This is a genomic window from Candidatus Poriferisodalis sp., assembly GCF_965198245.1.
Taxonomy (GTDB): domain Bacteria; phylum Actinomycetota; class Acidimicrobiia; order Acidimicrobiales; family Poriferisodalaceae; genus Poriferisodalis.
The window spans coordinates 3,254,697-3,273,774 of the sequence record NZ_OZ240249.1; the positions used below are offsets into that span (position 1 = coordinate 3,254,697).

Annotated in this window: 18 protein-coding genes; 5 read left to right on the forward strand and 13 right to left on the reverse strand. The window is 66.0% G+C overall.

Annotation, left to right across the window (positions count from 1 at the left end):
* Positions 1 to 2: 2 nt before the first annotated feature.
* The 11 genes from ftsY to ACOCMM_RS14550 form a co-directional block, all read right to left on the reverse strand.
* Positions 3 to 1,262 (reverse strand): signal recognition particle-docking protein FtsY, encoded by a 1,260-nt coding sequence (gene ftsY, locus ACOCMM_RS14500; RefSeq protein ID WP_419553843.1) that lies wholly within the window; start codon positions 1,260 to 1,262, stop codon positions 3 to 5.
* Positions 1,263 to 1,273: 11 nt separating this feature from the next.
* Positions 1,274 to 4,423 carry a chromosome segregation SMC family protein gene (locus ACOCMM_RS14505; RefSeq protein WP_419553844.1) on the reverse strand — a complete coding sequence of 1,050 codons (3,150 nt, stop codon included), beginning with the start codon at positions 4,421 to 4,423 and terminating at the stop codon, positions 1,274 to 1,276.
* A 27-nt stretch (positions 4,424 to 4,450) separates the two neighbouring features.
* The gene (locus tag ACOCMM_RS14510) at positions 4,451 to 5,281 is read right to left on the reverse strand and encodes a DNA-formamidopyrimidine glycosylase family protein (protein WP_419553845.1); all 831 of its coding nucleotides are present in this window, start codon (positions 5,279 to 5,281) and stop codon (positions 4,451 to 4,453) included.
* Positions 5,274 to 6,041 carry a ribonuclease III gene (gene rnc, locus ACOCMM_RS14515; RefSeq protein WP_419553846.1) on the reverse strand — a complete coding sequence of 256 codons (768 nt, stop codon included), beginning with the start codon at positions 6,039 to 6,041 and terminating at the stop codon, positions 5,274 to 5,276. Before rnc ends, ACOCMM_RS14510 begins: the two co-directional genes overlap by 8 nt.
* A 1-nt stretch (position 6,042) precedes the next feature.
* On the reverse strand, positions 6,043 to 6,333 hold the full coding sequence (locus tag ACOCMM_RS14520; RefSeq protein ID WP_419553847.1) for a phosphopantetheine-binding protein: 291 nt from the start codon (positions 6,331 to 6,333) through the stop codon (positions 6,043 to 6,045).
* A gap of 107 nt (positions 6,334 to 6,440) precedes the next feature.
* Positions 6,441 to 7,433 (reverse strand): phosphate acyltransferase PlsX, encoded by a 993-nt coding sequence (gene plsX / locus ACOCMM_RS14525; RefSeq protein ID WP_419553848.1) that lies wholly within the window; start codon positions 7,431 to 7,433, stop codon positions 6,441 to 6,443.
* 22 nt (positions 7,434 to 7,455) lie between these two features.
* Positions 7,456 to 7,692 carry a 50S ribosomal protein L32 gene (gene rpmF, locus ACOCMM_RS14530; protein WP_419553849.1) on the reverse strand — a complete coding sequence of 79 codons (237 nt, stop codon included), beginning with the start codon at positions 7,690 to 7,692 and terminating at the stop codon, positions 7,456 to 7,458.
* Between the two features lie 114 nt (positions 7,693 to 7,806).
* The gene (locus tag ACOCMM_RS14535) at positions 7,807 to 8,412 is read right to left on the reverse strand and encodes a YceD family protein (RefSeq protein ID WP_419553850.1); all 606 of its coding nucleotides are present in this window, start codon (positions 8,410 to 8,412) and stop codon (positions 7,807 to 7,809) included.
* Entirely contained in the window at positions 8,409 to 9,155 is a 747-nt protein-coding gene (locus tag ACOCMM_RS14540) for a hypothetical protein (protein WP_419553851.1), read from the reverse strand. The genes ACOCMM_RS14535 and ACOCMM_RS14540 overlap by 4 nt, the downstream gene beginning before the upstream one ends.
* The gene (gene coaD / locus ACOCMM_RS14545) at positions 9,152 to 9,637 is read right to left on the reverse strand and encodes a pantetheine-phosphate adenylyltransferase (RefSeq protein ID WP_419553852.1); all 486 of its coding nucleotides are present in this window, start codon (positions 9,635 to 9,637) and stop codon (positions 9,152 to 9,154) included. The genes ACOCMM_RS14540 and coaD overlap by 4 nt, the downstream gene beginning before the upstream one ends.
* 152 nt (positions 9,638 to 9,789) lie before the next feature.
* Positions 9,790 to 9,999, reverse strand: a complete 210-nt coding sequence (locus ACOCMM_RS14550; RefSeq protein WP_419553853.1) for a hypothetical protein — start codon at positions 9,997 to 9,999, stop codon at positions 9,790 to 9,792.
* A 123-nt stretch (positions 10,000 to 10,122) separates the two neighbouring features.
* Here ACOCMM_RS14550 and rsmD point away from each other — a divergent pair, with 123 nt between their 5' ends.
* Positions 10,123 to 10,668, forward strand: a complete 546-nt coding sequence (gene rsmD, locus ACOCMM_RS14555) for a 16S rRNA (guanine(966)-N(2))-methyltransferase RsmD (protein WP_419553854.1) — start codon at positions 10,123 to 10,125, stop codon at positions 10,666 to 10,668.
* A gap of 11 nt (positions 10,669 to 10,679) precedes the next feature.
* On the opposite strand, the gene recG is transcribed toward rsmD, so the two are convergent.
* Positions 10,680 to 12,902 (reverse strand): ATP-dependent DNA helicase RecG, encoded by a 2,223-nt coding sequence (recG, locus tag ACOCMM_RS14560; protein ID WP_419553855.1) that lies wholly within the window; start codon positions 12,900 to 12,902, stop codon positions 10,680 to 10,682.
* A complete protein-coding gene (locus tag ACOCMM_RS14565; protein WP_419553856.1) occupies positions 12,899 to 14,761 on the reverse strand; it encodes a DAK2 domain-containing protein in 1,863 nt (620 codons plus the stop codon). Before ACOCMM_RS14565 ends, recG begins: the two co-directional genes overlap by 4 nt.
* A gap of 104 nt (positions 14,762 to 14,865) precedes the next feature.
* On the opposite strand from ACOCMM_RS14565, the gene ACOCMM_RS14570 reads away from it, so the two are divergent.
* The 4 genes from ACOCMM_RS14570 (at position 14,866) to ACOCMM_RS14585 (ending at position 19,072) form a co-directional block, all read left to right on the forward strand.
* Positions 14,866 to 15,111, forward strand: coding sequence for a hypothetical protein (locus ACOCMM_RS14570; RefSeq protein ID WP_419553857.1), 246 nt, complete (start codon positions 14,866 to 14,868; stop codon positions 15,109 to 15,111).
* Between the two features lie 21 nt (positions 15,112 to 15,132).
* Positions 15,133 to 16,950, forward strand: a complete 1,818-nt coding sequence (locus tag ACOCMM_RS14575) for a phosphoenolpyruvate carboxykinase (GTP) (RefSeq protein WP_419554892.1) — start codon at positions 15,133 to 15,135, stop codon at positions 16,948 to 16,950.
* Between the two features lie 974 nt (positions 16,951 to 17,924).
* Complete coding sequence (locus ACOCMM_RS14580; protein ID WP_419553858.1) at positions 17,925 to 18,545, forward strand: AAA family ATPase; 621 nt, start codon at positions 17,925 to 17,927, stop codon at positions 18,543 to 18,545.
* Entirely contained in the window at positions 18,545 to 19,072 is a 528-nt protein-coding gene (locus ACOCMM_RS14585) for a hypothetical protein (protein ID WP_419553859.1), read from the forward strand. The genes ACOCMM_RS14580 and ACOCMM_RS14585 overlap by 1 nt, the downstream gene beginning before the upstream one ends.
* Positions 19,073 to 19,078: the final 6 nt, after the last annotated feature.

Here is a 19,078-nt window from a genome sequence, read left to right on the forward strand (position 1 = left end):
GCTCAGTCCTCCTCCCAGGATGCTGATTGCGGGGAGGCTGATTGCGGGCTGGCGGGGAGCAGTGCATCGACGTAGCTGTGGGGGTCGAAGTCGATGAGATCGTGCGCGCCCTCACCGAGGCCCACCAGCTTTACCGGCAGTCCCAGCTCGGCTTCGATGGCGAAGACGATCCCGCCTTTCGCCGAACCGTCCAGCTTGGTGAGCACGACGCCGGTGACGTCGGTGGCCTCGGCAAAGGCTCGTGCTTGGCTCAAGCCGTTCTGTCCGGTGGTCGCATCGATCACCAGCAGTGTCTCGGCGACCGCGCCAGGCTCCCGATCTGCGACTCGGCGCACCTTGGCCAGCTCGTCCATGAGGTTCTTGCGGTTCTGCAGCCGACCGGCAGTGTCGGCGAGGACCACGTCCGCATCGCGGGCCGCCGCGGCGGTGATGGCATCGTGCACGACGGAGCTGGGGTCTGCGCCTGAGCTGCCTGAGACCAGCTCAGCCCCGCACCGATCAGCCCATGTCTGCAACTGGGAGGTGGCTGCGGCGCGGAACGTGTCGCCGGCGGCCATCACGACACTCCGGCCTTCCTCGGAGAACCTGGCGCCTACTTTGCCGATCGTGGTGGTCTTGCCCACGCCGTTGACTCCCACGAACAGCCAGACCGGCGTCGCGCCTTCGCGCCCTGGGGCCGACACGGCGAGCGAACGGTCCGCATCCAGGCATGCGCGCATCTGATCCCCGAGCGCGAGTACCAGTTCCCCAGAGTCAACGATGCCCAGATCGGCAGCGGTGCTGCGCAGGCGCTCCAGCGTCGCCATGGTGGTCGCTACGCCCACGTCGGCCCCTAGCAAGGCCTCCTCGAGTACCTCCCAGGTGTCGCCGTCGGGCCGCCGTCCGCGGATCGAAGCCAGCCGATCACGCAGCGACCGGCGGGACGAAGCCAGACCCGAGGCAAAGGTGACCCCGGGACGCTCTGGCTCAGCGTCGACTGTCGCAACGGACTCATCATGCGGTGCCGGCGCTGCTGTCGGCACATCTGCGGGTCGGGCCGATGGCCGTACCGCCGAGGGGCGCAAGGGCCGTGATGTGCGACCCCAGCGGCGCTGAACTGCCCGATGCACGAACGGCACCAAGGCCAGCAGGACAATCCCTGCGAAGAAGGCGAGAAAAACGATGCCGTACGAATCTGTAATCGCGTCGCCTTGGAACATCAGAACGATCGCAGTCAAGAAGACGATGGTGGCGACTGCGCTGCCGATTGCCGTGGTCCTCACTGGCGGGCAGGCTACCGAGGCGTCGTTGCGGGCTCTGCGAGCTCAGAGGTCCCGTCTGCGGCGATGAGCGCCGCTGCTCGCTCGGGCCGCTCCGACACGACCACGCTGGAGCCTCCCGGCGGCATCGACACTCCGTACAGGACGTCAGCCGACTCCATGGTGCGACGTTGATGGCTCACGATGATGAGCTGTGACTCACGCCGGAATTCCGCCACGAGATCCAGGAAACGCTGCAGGTTGACGTCATCGAGAGCTGCTTCGACCTCGTCGAGGACGTAGAAAGGCGACGGACGGCTGCGGAACACCGCAAAGAGGTACGCCAAGGCGACCAGCGAGCGTTCGCCGCCCGACAGCAGCGACAAGCGGCCAATGCGCTTGCCGGCAGGCCGAACGTCAAGCTCCACACCGCACGTGAGGAGCTCGGAGGGCTCGGTCAACGAGAGCTTGCCGACCCCACCGGGAAACAGGGTGCCGAACAACTCGGCGAAGTTCCGAGCGACATCTTCGAATGCGGTCGCAAACGTCGCCACGATCTCGGCGTCGATGGCACGAATCACCTTGTGCAGCTCGCGCCGGCTGTTGCGCACGTCAGCGAGCTGGGCGGCCACGAACTCGAAACGCTCGGAGGCGGCCTCATACTCGGACAACGCCAGGGGGTTCACCGGCCCGAGGCGATTGAGGTCGGCACGCAATGCCCGCTCGTGGGCCCGAGCACTGACGCCTTGCGGCAGCGGCGGGGGTGGTGCTGCGAGCGCCGCTGCCGGGTCCGCAGCAAGATCCGCACGCAGCACCGAAACCAGGGCGTCTCGCTTGGTTCGCCGCTCGGCATCGGACACGTCAAGGGCTGCCAACTCCGTGCGAAGTTGCTCCTGGCGTGCAGACGCGGCGTCGCGCTCGTGCCGGAGCGCTTCGAGGCGGTCCGACAGCTGACGCACCAACTCCGTGCGCGCGTCGTGGCGTGCTCGCAAGCGCTTGAACTCAGCGTCGAGTCGCTGGCGCCGCTCCGACAGCAGCAGCGCAAGCTGATCCAACGCCGCCACGATGGCCTCAGCGCGCGCCAGCCGGGCCCCGGCAGCCGCGTGAGAGCTCTCATGGCCAGCCAGCCGCTCCGTGATCGCCCGGAGTCGTTGCTCAAGGCCCGATCGGCGCTGCAGCTGGGACTCGGCCCGAGCCTCACGCGCCTGGGACTGCGCGGCCCGCCGGGCTGCAGCAGCTGCGACCTGCCGTTGCAGCACATCGGCCGAGCGCTGGACGCCTCGGAGCTCATCGAGTGCCTTCCGGTGCGCCTGGTGTGTTGAAGTCCACGCCTCGGCGGCCAGCTGGTGCTGGCGCTTCAGCTCGTTGATGTGCTCGCGCGTCTCGTCGAGCGCGGCGGCGGCCGCTGCCGGTCCCGCACTGCCGATCCGCCAACGACCTGGCCCGAACCGGTCACCGCCGGCCGTGACGAATACTGCGTCTCGATCGAGCGTTGCGCGTTCGAATGCGCTGGCCCAGCCGCCCCGAACACGCACTGCTGAACCCATCACCTCGTCAAGCAGCGTTTCCAAGCCGGGACGGCTCCACTCGGGAGCGTCAGGTCTCACGTGAACGTGCGGCCGAACAAGCTCCATTCCTGCCCCCGATGGCGGTTCGCCGCCAGGCTGGGACGAGAGGCCGTGGGCCCCCACGCCGATGAGCGAGACCACCGACCCGCTCACACCGGCCTCGGCAAGCGCGGCGAGTGCATCAGCCGCTGCGGTGTCATCTCTCACAACCACAGCGCCCAATGCGCCGTCCGCGCCAGCTTCGGCGGCAGCTTCCCAGCCCTCGTCGATGGTCACGAGGTCGGCGAGCACGCCCAATAGGCCCGCAACGTCATTCAGCGCTGCGATGCCGGACTGGGCCTGCGCCGTTTCCACTGCGGAGGTCAAGGCCTCGGATCGCCCGATCCAGCGCTGCAACTCCTCCGCCACCTCGCGCTGTCGTTTGTCTGCGGTCCCCACCGCCTCGGCGGCTACTGCCACGCCTGTCTCGGCCTCGGCGACTGCCAGATCCGCTTCTTCAGCGGCCGCTTCGGAGGTGTCGGATGTCTGGCCGGCTTGCTCGCCTGTCGGGACACTCGCATTGCCGCCCTGCGACGGCGCCTCAGCGACCGCGTCTAGGTCTGCCAACTCCGCGGAGATGCGAGTGTGCTCGTCAGTCAGCGTTGCGACCACGTCGGAATCGAGCAACACATTTCGCTCTCGCTCGACCGAGCGCATCCGCTCGTAGGTCTGACCGATGAGGCCGCGTGCCCGTTCAGACAGCGATGCCACACGCGAGAGCCGGTCCGCTGGTTCTGAGGTCAGTTGTGCGAGCTGCGACTGCGCGTTGCCGATCGCACCGTCGACGTCGCTGATCGACGCAGCAGCGGCTTCCTGCTGCGCCGCGAATTCGGCCCGTCGAGCATCAGAGGCACTCTGCGTCTGCTGATGCGCCGCCAGCTCGCGCCCAGCGTTGTACAGCTGAAGGTCAGACAGTTCCGCGCTGAGCTCTCGGTGCCGGCGAGCGGCCTCTGCCTGGCGTTCGAGCGGTCGCAGCTGGCGGCGGAGTTCGCGCTGCAGGTCGACGAGGCGCGTCACATTTGCCTCGGTGCCCTCCAGCCGCCGCTCTGCCCGCTCCTTGCGGCGGCGGAACTTGAGCACGCCCGCGGCCTCCTCGATGAGCGCGCGCCGATCTTGCGGCCGAGCTGCGAGCACCTGGGTGATCTGATCTTGGGCCACGATGATGTGCTGCTGGCGCCCGACGCCAGCATCGTTCAGCAGTTCCTGCAGGTCGAGAAGCCGGCAGGGCGTCCCGTTGAGTGCGTACTCGGAGTCGCCGGAGCGGAAGAGCGTTCGGGTGATGGCTACCTCTGCTGTGGGGGTCGGCAATGTCTGCGATTCGTTGTCGATGACCAGAGTGACCTGCGCTCGACCAAGCGCCACACGGCGATCGGTGCCGGCGAAGACGACGTCGTCCATCCGCTGGCCTCGCAACGTGCGCGGCCCTTGAGCGCCCAGCACCCAGGCGATGCCATCAACAACGTTCGACTTACCGCTGCCGTTCGGACCCACCACCACGGTGACGCCTGGTTCGAACGTGAGCGTGGTGGTCTCGGCGAACGACTTGAAACCGGACAGTGTCAGGGAGCGGAGGAACACGGGAGCTCGATGTGCCGAAGTTGACGTCTACACCTGATAGTCGCAGTAGTGGTGCGTCATGCCCCGGATGACAGCCGTGAGGACATCGCCCCGGCCATTGCGGCATCGCTCCCCTGCCCGTCCATAGACCTCGAGGTACGAATCGAAGCCGCCTGCCTTGCCGAAGATGTCGCGATGACCGCCGACCGAGGCGCCCCGGTACTTGATCGAGTTATGAACCGTCTCGACGATGGCGCGGTAGAGCCGCCGGACCTCCTGGGTGTTCAGCTCTCTCGCAAGGCGCGCATACCCCAGGCGAGCCGCGTGCAGTATCTCATCGGAGTACAGCGGCCCCAGCCCCACGACGAACGTCGGGTCCAGCAGCAGGTCCCGAATGGTGTCAGAACGACCTCGCAGCATGAGAGCGAAGTCGGTCCATGGCATCGGCATGTCCACCGGGTCGAATCCCAAGTCGGCCTGGGATGGGTACACCTTGTGGTAACGGGCTCTCGCGATCACGCGCATCGTCACATCGGCACCCGAGTCGAGTACGCGCAACTGACCGCCGGTGGTGAAGCCGAGCACCACCTTGGTACCGGGGATCTGCGGCGTTCTTGAGGTGGCCCGACGCAACGAGCCAGTGGCACCGAGGCGCACCACCATGACCTCGTCTGGGCCGAGGTCAAAAAGCAGCAGCGTGCCATCTCGTGCCACAGACAGGATCTTCTTGCCGACGAGGAGATCGGCAAACTGCTGCTTCGAGCGCATCGCGGGCAGCGATTTCTTGGTGCCGGGGACATCGACAATCTTGATCCGGCGGCCCGCGATCTCCTTGTCGAGATCGCGTCGAGCGATCTCGATCTCTGGCAATTCAGCCATGGGCGGGCTCCTCCGCAATTGTCGGTCGGTCACTGCGGTCTTTGATCAATCGCAGGCACGCAGCTTGCGCTGCGCGACGCTCCGCGGCTCGTTTCGTCAGACCCTCTCCACGACCCCAAACGTCCGCATTGATCCGCGCTTCGGCTACGAAACGTGGACTGTGCGCGGGTCCGGAACTCAACACCTCGTAGGTGGGTTCGGTTCCATAGCGCCGAGCCACGAGTTCCTGGAATCGGGTCTTGGCCTCGCCAGCGCCAGGTTCGACCGCTGCCTCCGCGATACGTGGGCCCAGGAGACGTTGCACGGCGCTGCGAGCCGCGTCGAGGCCACCGTCGAGATACACCGCACCCAGCACCGCTTCGAGTGCGTCAGCCAGGATCGACGCCTTGTCGGCTCCCCCGGTCGCCACCTCACCGCGACCGAGCAACAGCGCCGGTCCCAGGCCGCAGTCTCGGGCTGCGTCCGCCAAAGCCTCGGCGCTCACAATGGCCGACCTCACAGCGCTCAGTTCGCCCGGGCCGAGTTCGGGCGAGTTGGTCATGGCAACCTCGCAGACGCAGAGCCCCAGCACGGCGTCGCCCAGGAATTCCAAGCGCTCATTGGACGTGGCGCGATGGTCAGGGTCCGCCGCGCCGTTGTGCTCGTGGCACCAGCTTCGGTGCGAGAGGGCCTCGGTCAGAAGGCTGGCGTCAGTGAAGTGATGCCCGACACGCTCCGCGAAGCTGTCGTGGGAGGCACGTTCGGCGACAGCAATCTCCACGTCAGTCGACGCGCTCCATCACATAGTCGATGGCATCGCGCACAGTCTTGAGGTCTTCGAGGTCCTCGTCTTCGATGCGGAATCCCACCGTGCGATCCGAGAGCTCTTCTTCCAACGCTTCGACAAGCTCGATCAACGCCAGCGAGTCTGCACCGAGATCGTCCACGAAGGAAGCGGACTCGGCCACTTGAGAAGGTTCCAACTCCAAGATGTCGGCGAGCTGATTGCGAATGAGATCCAAGACCTCCTCACGCTCGGGCGGATTCTGGCGCACATGAGTTTCAGCGGGCATGGCGACTCCTGCCCCGGGGGCGTTTCGACGCCACCTCGGCGTCGTTCTGGCACAACGGACAGGTCTGGGCTATCCGGGCTATCCATTCTGCGGATGCGCGGGCCAGCCTACCGGTGGTCAACCAAAGGAGATGGGAGGCTGACGGCTGCGAGCTCGCCCAACAGGTCCGCCTCGACCATGCGGTGAGCCACCCTGATGGCGTTCGTCACCGCTCTGGGGCTCGACGAGCCGTGCGCGATCACGCAGACTCCCCGCACGCCGAGCAGCATCGCCCCCCCGACGCTGTCGGGGCTCATTTCGTCGGCGAGCGGCGCAAGCAGGCGGAGCGCTTCGGCACCCGCTGGCCCGCCTTCGGAGAGCCGTTCCAGAATCAGCCGGACAAAGAACGATGCCGTGCCCTCGAGGGACTTCAGCAGCACATTCCCGGTGAAGCCATCAGTGACTACGACGTCGACGGGACCATCGAGGACGTCGCGCCCCTCGATGTTGCCGAAGAAATCGATCTCGCTGTCGGCCGCGAGCAGCTTGTGGGTCTCCTTGACAAGCAGGTTGCCCTTCTCGGGCTCCTCGCCGATCGAGAGCAGCCCGACACTCGGTGCTGCCACACCGAAACGGATGCGGCTATATGCCGAGCCGAGGCGGGCGAACTGGTGCAGCCATTGGGCATTGCAGTCGGCCATGGCGCCTGAGTCGAGCAAGACGCGTTCCGTGCCGCCGCCGGGCACGGGAAACGCGGTCGCGATGGCGGGCCGGGCGACTCCAGGCAGGCGTTTCAGCCGCAAGAGAGCCGCCGCTGCGACTGCGCCAGTGTTCCCGGCGCTCACCACCGCCGAGGCCTCGCCGTCGCGTACGGCATTGACAGCGCGGGCGATCGAAGAGTCCTTCTTTGTCCGCACGGCGCGGCTCGGCTCCTCGGACATCTCGATGACCTCGGAGGCCGCGATGATGTCGAGCGAGTCGCCGCCGGCAGCAACGATCGCGTCGCGACGCCCCACGAGGACGACGTCGAGGCCCTCCCGTACTGCGTCCAGCGCCCCCTCGACGACCGCGCCGGGTGCATGATCGCCGCCCATGGCGTCGACAGCGACCGGCAGCGTCATCAGCCCCGACGCCGATCTATGTTCAGGCGATGTCGAGGGCTTGACGGCCGCCGTACCAGCCGCATTGACCGCAGACCCGGTGGGGCAGCTTCGCGGCGCTGCACCGAGGACACAGGCTCCGTGGTGGTTCCGAGAGCCGCCACGCTGCTGCGCGACGCGATCTCGTCTTGCTCTTGGAGGTCTTCTTCTTGGGGACTGCCACAGCTGAACTCCTCGAGCAATGGCGGCTGTGGGGCTTTGCCGCAGCCTGGGGCGGCACTGGTGCCAGCGAAGGAATTGCGGCCCACGGTGATGCACCGCCATGCGGTGCCGACGGGTCGCGATCGAAGCAGCCTAGCCATCAGGGCTCTCCGAACCGACCCGGCGAGCATCCTCAGGAGGACTCGTCTGGGTGGCCCCGCAGCGCTTCCAGTGCCGCCCAGCGCGGATCTGCGAGTTCGGCCGAGTCGTCGAGCGCCGCATCGTCGTGAACCGAATCGTCGTGAACCGAATCGTCGTGAACCGAATCGTCGTGAGCTGGTGCGAGTTCCGACGGGAGATTCGGGCATGGATCGGCGTGCGGGCACGGGATCGCCTCGATGGGCAGCTCCAGCAGGACCGCCTCCCGCACCATTGGAACGAGATCGGCGTGTTCGGGATCGAGTCGGTATTGCTCCCCTTCGCGGGGTTCAGCGGTGAACACTTCGCGGATTGTCGTGCGTACCTCGCCGTCGATCGGTAGCCAGCAACGGGCGCACGGACCCTTCCAGGTCGCGGTGAGCTGGCCCGCGACGCTGAGTCCACCGCTGATGCGCTCCAGCGCCAGCTCCACACCGACGGCGCTGTCGAGCGGCACCTCCACATCGGCGATGCGCAGGGCGTCCGGTGAGTCACGCTCGGCCAGGTCCGAGGCTGCCACCGTCGCAGACCACTCGAGCTCCCCGTCGCCGACCAGTCGCAGGGGCACCGACAGGGACCGCTTGGGGTCCCTGCGGCTCACGTCTGATCCTGGTCAAAAACCACCGGGTGTGTGTCGGGACCGCTGGCGGAGATCCGCGGGGCTCTGGTGCCGACGGCAGGTCCTCCGTTCGGTACAGGTGGAGCAATCGGCGATGCGGGCGCCAACGGCGTGGCGACACGCTTGCCGAGTTTGCGCCGCGCCGCCTGCACAGCGATCTGGATCTGGTCGACTGCGCTCGCAAATTGCGCGAGTTGCCGCTCGCAGTACTCGTCGACTTCATGGCGGCGGCGACGGGTCTGGATCTGCGCGTCGTCGAGCAACTGGCGTGCACGGCGCTCCGCGCTGCGCACGACCTCGGTGCGCTGGACCATATGGGCCACGCGGCTGCGTGCTTCATCGATGACCAGGTTGGCGTCGACACGCGCCTGGGCAAGCACCTCGTCGCGCTCTCGAAGCAGCCAGCGGGCCTGCCGGGTCTCGTCGGGCACGGCTGCCAGCGCAGACTCGAGCAACGTCATTACCTCGTCGCGGTTGATCATGACCGAGGTGGACAGCGGCATCGGCCGTGCGGCGTCGATGATCTCCACGGCCTCACGGATGAACTGCTCAGCCGTGACCGAGGGGCGGCGGGGCGCCAGCGTTCCCGGATTGCGAGACTGCGACGGCGTCGGAGTTTCCTCGGTAGGCGCAGCTTCGGTCCCGAACGGGGTTAGCGGTTGTGGCACTCCCGGGTGCGCATACGGCTGCGGTGGCGCCTCGACGCCCCCTTCAGACATGCTCATGTGGCTGCCTCCTGCGCTATGCGCTGCCGGAGTCGATCGGCCACCGGGGGCGGCACCAGATGCGAGCAGTCGCCGCCGAACTTGGTGATCTCCCGGATGTAGTTGGCGGCGATGAAGAGATGCTCAGTACGGGGCGGGACGAAGACGGTCTCGACGCCTGTGACTGAGTGATTCATGTGCGCCATGCGAAGTTCAGACTCGAAGTCACTCTGGCTGCGAAGCCCCTTCACGATGACATCGGCACCGAGGCGTTGGGCGAGGTCCACAACCAGTTCTCCGAACTGCACCACCGCGACGTTGCCGAGGTAGCCGGTCGACTCGGTGATCATTTCGACACGCTCGTCGTCAGAGAACAAGGGCGTGGCCTTGGACGGATTCCGCATGGCCGCCACAACGACCGAATCGAACAGCCGAGATGCCGCCGCAATCACGTCAAGATGCCCGTTGTGCACAGGATCGAACGAGCCTGGATACATCGCCATGACCACCGAAAACGGCTCCTCCGGATCGATCCGTGTCCAGTGGGGCGACCGTACCGCGCGGCGGTCGGGAATCGAGGGACCCCCGGCAGCAAGTGCCCAGCTGGATACACCCGGCCGGATGTGCTCAACCGGATGTGCTCAACCGGATGTGCTCAACCGGATGTATCAGCGTCGGAGACGATGAGGTCCCAGCGGTCGCCGCAGTCAGCACAGCGGTAGGTGGCGACGTCTCCGGGCCCGAAGCCCCAGTCCGGCTCGGGCAGGTTCAGGAGGCCGCAGCGCCCGCCGCAGTCGACACAGATGATCTCTGCGGGCACCTCGACGCCACCCATGTCGCCATGCGCATTCGGGGGGATCGCCACTACCGCAGTGTCTCACGCGCCGGTTTTGCCGCCTGCTGCCACACCGTAGGCGTGCCGCCTGCTGCCACAACGTAGGCGTGCCGCCTGCTGCCACAACGTAGGCGTGCCGCCTACGGTGACGCCATGCGTGTCGTCGGCGGGGCGTTGGGCGGTCGCCGCCTCGAGACTCCCGCCAGCGATGCGATCCGGCCGACTTCCGATCGGGCCCGCGAGGCCATCTTCAACATGCTCGTGAGCCTGCAGCCGCCGGACGGCGCCACCGTGCTGGACCTGTTCGCCGGCTCAGGCGCACTCGGCATCGAGGCGCTGTCGCGAAACGCCGTGCATGTCACGTTCGTGGACTCGGACGCGACCGCTTGCCGGACCATTGATGCGAACCTGGCCGCGCTCGGACTCACCGAACGGGCCACGGTGGTTCGATCCGACGCTCAGGGATTCTTGGCCGGACCCCGGGACCCGGTGGACTTGGCCTTTGCCGACCCGCCCTACCGATTCGATGGCTGGAACGATCTTCTCCGTGCGGTGAACGCCCAGGTGCTGATCTGCGAGTCGGATCACGAGATCACACCCGCTCCCGACCACCGCTGGCGCACTTCTCGGGTACGCCGCTACGGCACGCCCGTCGTCACGGTCTTGCTGCGTAACGACGAGGCCGCTGCCGAGGGGTGAGCGGTCAGCTTCTAGCTGCGCTGCAAGTAGTCGGAATCGCGGCGACTGGAAAACCAGTCGATCTCATCAACCAGCGCCGGGTGGTCATCAAGATCCCCGTCGGCCTCAATAAGTTCAGTGGCCGCGTCGCGGGCAGCCTGCACCCAGTGCAGGTCACGGGCCAGCGACGCCAGCTTCAAGTCGCTGCGTCCCGATTGCCGTTCGTCGAACAGCGTGCCCTCGCCGCGCAGTTCGAGGTCACGCTCGGCCAACTCGAACCCGTCGGATGACTCGTAGAGCGCAGTCAGCCGCTCGACGGCGGTGGGGGTCGGATCGTCGTCGCTCACGAGATAGCACGCCGACGAATGACTGCCGCGACCCACCCGACCCCTCAATTGGTGCAGCTGTGCGATGCCGAATCGATCTGCGGACAGCACGACCATCACGGTCGCGTTCGGCACGTCGATCCCAACCTCGATGACCGTCGTCGCGACCAGCGCGTCGAGATCTGCTGCTCGGAACCGGGCCATCACCGATTCCTTGTCGGCCGATGGCATGCGCCCGTGCAGCAGGCCGACCCGCAGGCCGGCGAGAGAGCCCGCCACCAGCTCCGCATGCATTTGCTCGGCCGAGCGCGCGTCGAGGCTCTCGCTCTCGGTGATCAGCGGACACACCACGTAGGCCTGACGACCGGCTTCGATCTCGGTGCGCACGCTGGACCACATGGCTTCGGCGGCAAGGGGCCCACGCACCCAATGAGTCACCACGGGCGTCCTGCCCGGCGGAAGTTCGTCGAGCACCGAGACATCGAGGTCGCCGTACACCGTCATCGCGGCGGTGCGCGGGATGGGTGTAGCCGTCATGACCAGCAGGTGAGGGAGACGGCGGTCGTCGCGCCCGCTCTCGCGGAGCCGTGCACGCTGCGACACGCCAAACCGGTGCTGCTCATCCACAACGACGACGCTGAGCGAGCCGAACTTCACTGATTCTTGAAGCAGGGCGTGCGTGCCGACAACGATGTCTGCGGTCCCCGTCGCTATCTCCACCAGCACCTCGCGGCGATGCGTTGCCGAGCCCGAACCGCTGAGCAGGCGCAGGTTCAGCGGCCGTGTTCCGCTGAGTCGTGCACCATCGGGCACTTCGAAACCGTCGAGCAATGCCCGCACAGCGATGAAGTGCTGTTCGGCCAGCACTTCGGTGGGCGCCATGAGCGCACTTTGATGGTTGTTCTGTACGGCGACGAGCAATGCGTGCAGCGCTACCAGCGTCTTGCCAGAACCAACGTCGCCCTGCAACAGCCGGTGCATCGGACGCACGGTGCTCACGTCGGCGTCAATCTCGGCCATGGTTCGCTGCTGTGCACCTGTCAGGGCGTACGGCAGGCGTCGATGGAACGCATCGACGAGATTGCCGGATGGGTCGTGCGCGATGCCGAGCTCGTGTGCCTCGCGCGCCAAGCGCTGGCTCCGCAGCACAAGCTGGACTCGCAGCAGTTCATCGAACACGAGACGATTTCGCGCTGTGGTGCGCTCGGCCATCGAAGACGGCTCGTGAATGTCAGCGAAGGCCCGGGACCGCTCGGTGAGTCCCAGCCGGGTTCGCAGCCACCTCGGCAGTGGATCGGCAATGCCCCGAGGCGAGCAGCGCCGCCGCGCCTCCGCGACCCAGCTCGCGACATCCCACGTGGCGATGCCAGCGGTCTCGGACTGGGGATACACCGGCACGATCTTGCCGGTGCGATCCCCGAGCAGGTCGACCACAGGGTTCGTCATCTGCTTGCGCCCCCGGTAGTTCTCCACCTTGCCGAACAGTGCAACGGTGAGTCCCTCGGCGAGCTGGCGCTCCCGCCACGCCTGGTTGAAGAACACCACGCTCATGGAGCCGCTGGCATCGCCAACCTCGACGGACACAAGCTGTCGGCCGCCACGCAGGCGGCGGCTCGACGCTGCGGCCACATCGGCCACGACAGTGATCTCGGCGCCGATCGTCGCCTCGCTGATCGGGGCTTGGGCCGTGCGGTCCACATAGCGCCGGGGGTAGTAGGTGATCAAGTCGAACACCGACTCGACGCCAACATCGCGCAGGGCCTTACGGCGGTGCGGGCCGACGCCGTTGAGTCGTTCGACGCCGATCGCGTCGAGTTCGCGCAGCGTCAGCGGGTCCTTCGCCGCCGCGGGCTGCGGATCGGTCTCGTCGGCTTCGACCACGCCCTCAGCCCGGCCCCCGATGGGCTGGCCGCGACGGCGAGCGTTCATTCGATGCCGAACAGATACGGGTAGTGGTCCTGGCCGCCGATGTGCCGTTCGACTTCGACATCGGGCCAGTGCTGCGCGAGCCACGAGACCACTTCGTCGGTTTCTCCCGCCTGAGCGCTGGCGCCTTCGATCAGCGTCAAGATCTCGTGCTCTGGTTGCAGCAGGTGTGCGAGCAAGCCAACGGCAGCATCAGCGGCAGTCTCGCCTGCAGCCGCAATTCCGTTCGAGTCCAGGCCAATCCATTGTCCAGCGGTGACAGGACCGGTCGGCGCCGCGGTGTCGCGCACGGCTTGGGTCACCTCGCCCGCCGCGACCAGGGCCGCAGTGTCGCCCATCGATGCGGCATTGGCGTCTGCCTTGACACCGGGGTCATAGCCGATCAGGGAAGCCAGGCCGGCGGGCACTGATGTCGTGGCCACCACCGCCACGGTCTTGGAGGTGTGCTCGCCGACCTGCCGGGCGACCGGAACAATGTTGGAGTTGTTGGGCAGCACGACGACGTGCTGCGACGGTGCCGCCTCGACGGCCGCGAGCAGCTCGGCGGTCGAGGGATTCATCGTCTGGCCCCCGGTGACGAGTTCGTGGCAGCCCAGCGAGGCGAAGAGCTCGTCGAGCCCGGCCGATGGCGAGACCGCTACCACGGCACATTCCACCATCGGGCGGTCGTCGGTTGCGGCGCCGGCGACGGCACTCGCGCCCGGGTCGCCGTGCCCAGCGTGCGCACCGAGTCCCGCGTGCGCACCGTGCGCACCGAGTTCGGCGACCTGCTCGTGCAAGTCGGTGATCTGGATGCGATGCGGCCGTCCGGCATCGATCCCTGCCTCGACGACGGGACCGATGTCGTCGGTGTGGATATGGCAGTTCCACAGGCCGTCGCCGCCGACCATCACTATCGAGTCGCCAAGGGAGTCCCAGGTGGTCTTGAATGCGTCGATCTTGGAGTCCGGGGCCGCCAGCAGGTACATCACCTCGTAGCGGGTGCCAGATGGGTCGTGCGCGTCGTGGCCGTCAGCGTCACCGGCATCGAGATGGCTATGCATCTCGGCGCGGCGTTCGGCTACCGGATCGTCGGCATCGCGCTGCACGCTCGCGCCGGCGTTGCCGTGTGCGATGACGGCTGCCACGTCCGCGGGCAAGTCCACTTCGGCAGGCAGCGGTCGCCCGTCGACGACTTTGAGGAGAGCGTCGAGCAGCAGCAGATAGCCAGCGGCTCCAGCATCGACCACCCCAGCGTCGGCCAACACCGGCAGTTGCTGCGGTGTCGCCTCGAGTGCGGATTGACCAGCCCGGCGCGCCTCCTCCAGCACCCCGACCAGGCGCTCGAAACCATCATCGCCTTCGTCGGTGGCGATGGCCTGCTGCGCGGCGTGGGCCGAGGCACGTGCCACGCTCAAGATGGTGCCCTCGACCGGACGCATGACTGCCCGATCGGCTGCCACGCTCGCGGCGACCAGGCCTTGGGCGAGCAGGTCGGCATCGATCATCGGTGCGGCCCCCTCGTCGCCGTCGGAGGGAGCCAGCGTGGCGGCGAGTCCTCGCAAGAGCTGACTGACAATGACTCCGCTGTTGCCGCGCGCCCCCATGAGAGCTCCGTGGGAGATGGCCTGGCAGACCTCGGCACGCTCAGAGCCCGCCCGATCCAGCTCCTCGCTGACCGCTGCAAGCGTCAGCGCCATGTTGGTGCCTGTGTCGCCGTCGGGCACCGGGTACACGTTGAGACGATCGATCGTGATGCGGTGCTGATCGAGTGCTTCGCCATAGGTGCGTATCGCTTCGACGAACGCGTTCGTGTCCAGGGCGCGCGCGGCGAGATGAGTTGCAGACTGTGCAGCAGCCGCACCGCCCCCACTGTCGCTCACAGTCGCCGAAGCTACAACGCGCTCGCAGCAGTCGGTTGGTAGCTTTCGGGTGCTGCACGGGCTGGCACGCCAGTCCTGCAGATTCCCTGCCACTGGAGGCGCGAGTGCAAGGCGTCATCAAGTCGTACGACCCGGCATCGGGAGTCGGCGTCATTACCGACGACGTCACGCGCTTAGAGCACGAGTTGGCCCTTGACGCCTTGGAGGGCTCTATCTTTCGGATGGTGCGGCAGGGCCAGCGAGTGATCTTCGACCTTGACGAACGGGGGCTCGCCACACGGCTTCGTCTGGGCTCGGAGGTGGACCTGGGAACACCCGACTGGATCACCACCGGGGGGAAGACAGCGTGATCTGAGGCCGGGGCAACCGCACTGGCCAATGAGCGAAGCGAGTGGGACAACTTGCCTGCCACTGCCAACCGCCAGCTGATCGATTGGGTCGATCATTGGGCCCGCGTGCTTCGGCCCGACGCGGTCCATTGGTGCGACGGCTCCGAAGCCGAATTCCAGCAGTTGTGCAGCCACATGGTGGAGTCAGGGACACTCATCCCGCTCGATCCCGAAGCACGTCCCAACAGCTATCTCGCTCGCTCCGACCCCGGCGATGTCGCCCGGGTGGAAGATCGCACCTTCATCTGCACCGAGCGCGAGTTGGACGCGGGCCCCAACAACAACTGGCGCGCGCCCGACGAGATGCGCGATGAGGTGCTGAAGCTGTTCGGCGGCTCGATGCGCGGCCGGACGATGTATGTGGTGCCGTTCTCGATGGGCCCGCTCGGCTCGCACATCGCCCACATCGGTGTCCAGCTCACCGACTCGCCCTATGTGGCGGCCTCCATGCGGATCATGACCCGCATGGGCCAGGGTACGCTCGACGTGCTCGCAGACGGCGAGTTCGTACCGTGCATTCACTCGCTCGGCGCCCCGCTGGAACCGGGCCAGCCTGACGTGCCGTGGCCCTGCGACGCGGCGCGCAAGTACATCGTCCATTTCCCCGAGACACGCGAGATCTGGTCCTACGGCTCCGGCTACGGCGGCAATGCCCTGCTGGGCAAGAAGTGCTTCGCCCTGCGGATCGCGTCGACCATGGCGCGCGATCAGGGCTGGCTGGCCGAGCACATGCTCATCGTGGGCGTGACGCCTCCCGAAGGCGAGACGGTGTACGTGGCGGCCGCTTTCCCGTCGGCCTGCGGCAAGACGAATATGGCCATGATGATTCCCACCCTGCCGGGTTGGAAGGTCGAGACCATCGGCGACGACATCGCCTGGATGAAGTTCGGCGACGACGGGCGGTTGCACGCGATCAATCCCGAGGCAGGCATCTTTGGCGTAGCTCCTGGCACCGGTGATGACACCAACCCGAGCGCGTTGGCGACCATGTGGGGCAACTGCGTGTTCACCAACGTGGCTCAGACCCTCGATGGCGACGTCTGGTGGGAGGGCCTGACGCCTGAGCCGCCCGACGATCTCATCGACTGGCGCGGAAACCAGTGGTCGCCTGCGGTGGGCACGCCCGCCGCTCACCCCAACGCCCGCTTCACGGCTCCCGCTACGCAGTGCCCCACGATTGCTCGCGAATGGGAGGATCCGGCTGGCGTGCCGATCTCGGCAATCCTGTTCGGCGGCCGGCGAGCAACCACGGTGCCGCTGGTGGCCGAGGCGCTGGACTGGGAGCACGGGGTGTTCTTGGGTTCCCAGATGTCGTCGGAGAAGACGGCTGCCGCGGCGGGGACCATCGGCGAGGTGCGGCGGGATCCGTTCGCGATGCTGCCGTTCTGCGGCTACAACTTCGGCGACTACTTCCAGCACTGGCTCGACATCGGCAACACCCCTGGCGCGCAGCTGCCCAAGCTGTTTTATGTCAACTGGTTCCGCAAGGATGCCGACGGGAAGTTCATCTGGCCAGGATTCGGCGACAACTCCCGGGTGCTCAAGTGGGTGCTCGAGCGGGTGGCAGGCCACGGCGAAGCAACTGCCACCCCCATCGGTCTGGTGCCGCCGCCGGAGGCCATCGACACCGACGGACTCGACCTGACGGACGAGCAGATCAAGTCGCTGCTCACGGTCGATGAGGACGACTGGCGCGCAGAGATGGACATGATCGAGACGCACTACCGGTCGCTGGGCGAACGGCTTCCCAAAGAAATGCGGCGCCAGCTCGATCGGCTCGAGGAACGTCTCGGCGTCTGAGGATCCACTTCGACGCGACAGCAGGAGCGGTCGCTGTGCTCGGGTCCGTCAGCTTCCGAGAAACATGGCCCGGATGGCGAGCCCCAACGGAGCGATGTCGCTACATCCCCTCGGTACGCTCTGACAGCGTGAGCCTTTCAGTGGCGCTGTCGAATCTGGGACCGCTCAGGTCTGCAAACCTCAACGTGGCTGACCTGACATTGCTCACAGGCGAAAACAACACCGGAAAGACGTTCTTTGCGACGGTGATACATCGCGTCCTAGATGCCGCTCCCTCGAACTCGCCTGTTCCGCTTCGCGCTATGGATGACTCGCCACCTCAAATCCGTGACTGGGTGGCGCGAGTGCTGGACGAACCGGACGGCGATGACGATGCAGAAGAATCTTGGGAATTCGATCCAACTCAAGACACGGCCCGCTGGGCTACGCAGCTCTCAATGGAGATGCTGGAGTCATACGGTAGGGCGGTTCGCTATGGCATTTCTTACGCATTTGGAGCCGAGCCAAGCCAGCTACGCAGGAAGACGCGTAGCCGGCGAGCTACCGATTGCTTTTTGACGATCAAAGCACACGAGCCGGCATGGGAAGTAGAGATTCGCTTCGACGGCGACGATGTGTCCGTCACACCTCCCGACCCGCGGGCATGGCTTACAACTGCTCTTGACCCAGTGCGCATCCGGCGCGGCAGAAGTTCCTACTCAGGCATGCGTCGGCGCGTTTCCCGAGACGCCGAGACCTACTATCGGTTCTACCGGTTGCCGTTTGCCCCAAGCATGCAATCCGTTCTCTTCGATTCGTGGCCTCGGCATGCCATTCACCTGCCTGCCGACAGAACCGGCATCATGCAAAGCCACAATGTCCTCGCCGGTGCGACTGCGCGGCAATCGGCGAGGGCTGGAATCAAGCCAATACAGATCGAAACGCTCTCGGGGACATCTGCTGACTTCCTCGCGCTGGTCCTAGAAATCTTGGAGATGATGTCCTCAGAGGGAGGCGACCGGCAGCCACTCGATCCCGTCATTCGCGGCTTTGAAGAGCATCTGCGTGCTGCCATCGATGTCGACCAGCGGGCCAACGGCATGGAAGCAATCGTTGCAACAACGCCCGAGGGTTCATTCCCCATGGGCCGATCGTCGTCGATGCTGACCGAGCTTGCGCCACTGCTGCTCGTATTGAAGGCACCGCACTTGGCAGTCGATCACCTGACTATCGACGAACCCGAGGCGCACCTGCATCCCGAGATGCAAGTGCGCGTCGCCTCGTTCATCGCGGAACTCGTCCTGCACGGCATCCGTATTACCGTCACAACGCACTCGGATTTCTTCGTCTCTCAGCTCAAGAACATGATGCGGCTGCACAGTTTGAGGGCAGCAGGGTGCGAGCCGAAGACAATCGATCTTCCGACGGTCGCGCCTTCGCAGGTCAGGTCGCTGCAGTTCAGCCGCGAGAACGGATGGTGTGTCGCACGCGGGCCGACATCTGATGGAATTGATGGCGTCGATGAGTCAACATTCACGCAGGTCATGCGCGACCAGTACGCCGTCGCTGCTGATCTGATCAACGAGCTCTTGGCGACCACCTCAGTCGAGTCGTAGTGCCGCAGGCCACAAGACTGCTTTCATGCGCGGATTCACTGTGTGCAGTGTGCAACCTGCAGGCGGACCTGCTAGCCGATGGGGCTGAATCAGTCGACTGGCGGCACCTAAGCGAGAACAATTGCGAGCTCTTTGTCGTCGCGGACGCCGTCAACCGATGCGCATTTGGTCTCAAGCTTGATCCGGACAATGCGAATTATCGCCGCATCAAGAAAGGCGAACAGACGAGAATGTGCGACTTCGCAGTTGGCGGTGTAGCTGCGGCGGTAGCTCGACTCATTGCAATAGAACTGAAGGAAGGTGCTGGTTACGCGGACCAGATCGAGCAGCTAGTCCAAGGGTTGAGAGTGCTGCACCGCTATTTTCCCGACCAAGGGTTCTCCCCGCGGCCAGAAGCAGTCTTTGTGGTCGGGCGGGAAGCGGACAAGCTCGCGTTCTCTCTTCGTGACCAGCTCGAGAGCCTGAGATTTGGCGAGGTTCACGTCAGGCTGCGCATCCTCAGCAGCGGAGATGTCCTGGAGCTGTAGGTGTGC